The organism is Streptomyces sp. SID5910 (assembly GCF_009862125.1).
Taxonomy (GTDB): Bacteria; Actinomycetota; Actinomycetes; order Streptomycetales; family Streptomycetaceae; genus Streptomyces.
This window is the reverse complement of sequence record NZ_WWHX01000034.1, coordinates 1-4,148: the sequence shown is the minus strand read 5'-3', so window position 1 is coordinate 4,148 and position 4,148 is coordinate 1. Positions and strand designations below refer to the sequence as shown.

Annotated in this window: 4 protein-coding genes and 1 pseudogene; 2 read left to right on the top strand and 3 right to left on the bottom strand. The window is 72.0% G+C overall.

Features of this window, described 5'->3' with window-relative positions; genetic code table 11:
- A pseudogene (locus GTW67_RS37365) lies at positions 1-205 on the bottom strand (hypothetical protein); the annotation flags it as partial.
- 173 nt (positions 206-378) lie between these two features.
- Between GTW67_RS37365 and GTW67_RS01415 the strand changes: the two are divergent.
- Positions 379-1,251: a 3-hydroxybutyryl-CoA dehydrogenase gene (locus GTW67_RS01415; RefSeq protein ID WP_161162972.1), complete on the top strand. Its 873-nt coding sequence runs from the start codon at positions 379-381 to the stop codon at positions 1,249-1,251.
- A gap of 186 nt (positions 1,252-1,437) precedes the next feature.
- Positions 1,438-1,695 carry a hypothetical protein gene (locus GTW67_RS01410; protein WP_161162971.1) on the top strand — a complete coding sequence of 86 codons (258 nt, stop codon included), beginning with the start codon at positions 1,438-1,440 and terminating at the stop codon, positions 1,693-1,695.
- Here GTW67_RS01410 and GTW67_RS01405 read toward each other — a convergent pair.
- Complete coding sequence (locus tag GTW67_RS01405; protein ID WP_161162970.1) at positions 1,692-2,246, bottom strand: NUDIX domain-containing protein; 555 nt, start codon at positions 2,244-2,246, stop codon at positions 1,692-1,694. The genes GTW67_RS01410 and GTW67_RS01405 overlap by 4 nt on opposite strands.
- 118 nt (positions 2,247-2,364) lie before the next feature.
- Positions 2,365-3,705 (bottom strand): NsdA family TPR-like regulatory protein, encoded by a 1,341-nt coding sequence (locus tag GTW67_RS01400; protein ID WP_161162969.1) that lies wholly within the window; start codon positions 3,703-3,705, stop codon positions 2,365-2,367.
- Positions 3,706-4,148 lie beyond the last annotated feature (443 nt).

Below are 4,148 nucleotides of genomic sequence, written 5' to 3'. Positions count from 1 at the left end.
GGCTGGGCCAGTCTCGGTTGTTCACCGTGGCGAGCCACATGCCCCGCATCTCCGTGACGGCCCGGCGACGGCTCCCGGGCCGCCCCGGCCGGCCCTGCGGCGCCGGTGGCGCGGGCGCCGCCGACGCCGCCGAGGCGGGCGCGGGCGCCAGTGTGAGCGCCGACAACGCGGCCACCGCGAAGGCCCGACGCGAGACACGGCCCATGGAAGACCTCCAGAACGCTGTGGATCCGCACCGTCACGGATCGTGTACGGAACCTCAGCATGCCCGACCCGGACGACGGATCCGCGGTACTGCGGGGGTAACGTGCACGATCGGAGCAGGCGCCGGGGACCCCGGCGGACCTGTTCAGCCGTGGAGTCAGCGAAAGGGACGATGTGACCGGCATCTCGGGAGATATCGCACGCGTCGGCGTGGTGGGCTGCGGTCAGATGGGGGCGGGCATCGCCGAGGTGTGCGCCCGCTCCGGCCTGGAGGTGAAGGTCGCCGAGACCACCGGCGAGGCCCTGGAGATCGGCCGGACCCGGCTGTTCAACTCCCTCACCAAGGCCGCCGAGCGCGGCAAGATCACCGAGGAGGAGCTGGCGGCGACCCAGGCGCGCCTGAGCTTCACCACCGACCTGGGCGAGTTCGCCGACCGTGACCTCGTCATCGAGGCCGTCGTCGAGAACGAGCAGGTCAAGACGGAGATCTTCCAGGTGCTCGACCAGGTGGTGACCCGGCCGGACGCGATCCTGGCCTCCAACACCTCCTCGATCCCGCTGGTGAAGCTGGCGGTCGCCACGTCGCGGCCGGACCACGTCATCGGCATCCACTTCTTCAACCCGGCCCCGGTGCAGCAGCTCGTCGAGCTGATCCCGGCGCTCACCACCTCCGAGGGCACGCTCAGCCGGGCGCAGCTCTTCACGGAGAAGGTGCTCGGCAAGCACTCCATCCGCGCCCAGGACCGCTCCGGCTTCGTGGTCAACGCGCTGCTGATCCCGTATCTGCTCTCCGCGATCCGGATGTTCGAGTCGGGCATCGCCAGCCGCGAGGACATCGACAACGGCATGGAGATGGGCTGCGCCCACCCGATGGGCCCGCTGAAGCTGTCGGACCTGATCGGCCTGGACACGGTCGCCTCGGTCGCCCACTCGATGTACGAGGAGTACAAGGAGCCGCTGTACGCCGCTCCCCCGCTGCTCCAGCGCATGGTCGACGCGGGCCGCCTCGGCCGCAAGAGCGGCTCGGGGTTCTACACCTACGGCTGATTACACGCAGCTACCCCGCGGCGGGCCCGGCACCTCAGGTGGTGCCGGGCCCGCGGCTTTCACACGGCGTGTGCGCACCGGGCTCGCATATGCCGTACGCACACTCTCCCCATGCGCCCACCTGGCGAGTTGACTCGACATGCACATGCAAGGGATGTGAGACGACTACACGGAAAGGAGCGGTCCGTGACCGCCGATCCCGAGCACCCCGTCGTCCAGGGAGAACTCGCAGAGTTACGACGCCGGCTCGATGTGGCCTACGCCCGAGTCGAGGGCGGACACGCCCTTCTCTCCCACCGCACCGAGGAGACCGCCAAGGAGCTGGCGGAGCTGAGCACCCGGCTCACCGCACTGGAGCACGCCCGCTGGCCGCTGCCCTCCCTCGCGGTCCTCACGGCCGTGGGCGCCCTCATTGTGGCGGTCTGGCAGGCACTGGGCCGCTAGGGCCTGCCCGGTGGGGTGTCCTGTCCGAGCCGCAGGTGGTGCAGCAGGAGTAACGCGGCCGCCATGTTGGCGGCCGGGACCTCCCCGCGGGCGACCAGGTCGGGGACGAGCTTGAGGGGCACCCATTCCCGGCGGTCCGACTCGAAGTCGTCCACGGGATGTCCGACGTACGCGCCCTCGTCGGCCCAGTAGATGTGGTGCCGGGCGTCGGTGAGCCCGTTGGACGGCTCCACGCTCATGAGGTGGCGCAGCGGTCCCGGCCGCCAGCCGGTCTCCTCCTCCAGTTCCCTGGCCGCCGCGGCCGCGACGTCCTCGCCGTCCTCGACGACGCCGGCCGGGAGTTCCCAGCCCCAGCTGTCGGTGATGAAGCGGTGCCGCCACAGCAGAAGGACCTCGCCCGCCTCGTTGACGATCGTGGCGACGGCCACGGGGCGCATCCGTATGAGGAAGTGGTCGAGATGCCGGCCGTCAGGTAGTTCGACATCGGCGAGGTTGACGCTGAACCAGCGGTTCGCGTACACATTTTGTTCGCTCTGTTTCGTCCACTGCACGGTTCTGCCACCTTTCTTGAGTAGGTGGCAATATCGCAGCCGGAGCGGCCCGGCAGCAGGCGCACGGCGACCGCTCACGGCGCAGTGGTGGGCGCAGCGTCCCGGGACGGCGGGCGGGCTAGAGCGGTACGCGCAGTGCCCCGTCGATGAGTTCGGCGGCCTCGGCCGTGCCCGCGCACCCGCTGCGCACCAGGTGCTCGCGCACCGCGCGGAGTCTGTCGCGCAGACGCTGGGACTCCATCCCACGGGCCGCTTCCGCCATCCGCACGGCCGTGGCGACCGCCTTGTCGGCGTTGCCCCGGCGCAGCTCGATCGTGCTGAGCATGGCGAGCCGGTGCACACGGCCCCGGTCGTGCGCCGGGTTGTCGACGGCCTGGGCGGCGTGCTCCCCGGCCGCCGCGAGTTCGCCGAGGCTGAGCAGCGCCTCCGCCACCTGGACGTTGACCAGACCGGGCTGGACATAGCCGGTCTCGTCGGGCTCGTAGCCGCGCCGGATGCGTTCGGCGGCCTGCTCGGCCCGCCGGATGCAGGACAGGGCGCCCGTGCCGTCGCCGAGGTGGGCGTACGCCTTGGCCTGCATCGCGTACAGGTCGGAGGCGAGCGCCGGGGTGATGTGCCGGCCGGCGGTGCGCAGCGCGGCCTCCGCGAAGGCGACGGACTGCCGGTACTCCCGCAGGAACAGCGCCTGGTTGACCAGCAGCGCGATGACGTACGCGCCGAGGCCCCGGTCGCCGCTGGCCTTGGCGAGCCGCAGGGCCTGGTGGAAGTAGCGCTGGGCGAGGCCGTGCGCGTCGGAGTCGTACGCGCAGATGCCGGCGACCGCCACCAGACCGCCGGTCGCCCGGTGGAGCTGGCGGCCGGTGGCGTCGGTGTAGCCGCCGCGCAGCAGCGGGGCGGCCTCCGTGTTGAGGAAGCCGACGATGCGGGCGCGCGTCGCGACACCGCCGGCCTTGCGGTACATCTGCTCGTAGTGGGTGCGGGCCGAGCGCAGCATCTCCAGGTCGGCCGTGGTGACCCGGTGCCGGCCGCCGCGGGAGACGTCCACGTCCTCGGGCGGGTTCTCCCACTCCCACACCGGCATCACGGCGGGCGTGCCGGTGAGCGCGGGCGCGCCCAGTATGTGCGGGCGCTGCTGCTGGTCGGAGCGCCACAGGGCGGTCGCCCGCTCCACGAACCCGGACAACGAGCCGGTGTGCGGCGCGGCCGGCTCGCCCGGTACGCCGAGGCCGATGTCGTCGAGGGTGACGGGCCGGTGCAGCCGGGCGGCGAGGACCTCGCAGATCAGGTCGGGCACCTGGCCGCGCGGCCGCTGTCCCTTCAGCCACCGGGCGACCGCGGTGTGCTCGTAGCGCAGCGCGAGCCCGCGTGTCCGGCCCGCCTGGTTGACGTGGGCGGCCAGTCCCGCGTGCGAGACGCCGGCCTCGTCCAGGATCGCGTCGAGCAGAGTGTTGGGCTGCATGGTGCCCCCCGGGTGATTCGGTGCCGACAGCGTAGTGTGCCGGCCTTCACACGGGGTGTGAACGGAGTACGCGCATCCGGGGCGTGTGCGCGCTGTCGCGGAGAGTGCGGGGCGGGTTGACTGAGCTGCCTCGAAAGAGGCCGGCCGGGCCGCCGGCTCCCCCTCGTACAGTGCGGCGGCCCGTTCCCACGCCGTCCGCCCAGCTGCCTGCCCGACACTCCGTGGCGGGGCGGACGGCTCCGCCGGCTTCGCGGTGCGACTGGCTCCGCCGGTCGCGTGGAGGATTGCGGTGCGTTGTCGGGCGCGGGTGCGCTGTGGCTGATCGCGCAGTTCCCCGCGCCCCTAACCGGCATACACGCAACGCCTCTCAGAAAGGGCCGCACCTCTCAACGCGCGTTGCCCGTAACGCGCAAAGGGGCGCGGGGAACTGCGCGACCAGCCAC

What these genes read in the sequence shown, in the direction of transcription:
- GTW67_RS01400 (WP_161162969.1), bottom strand. Translation starts at nt 3,705, where the DNA reads ATGCAGCCCAACACTCTGCTCGACGCGATCCTGGACGAGGCCGGCGTC.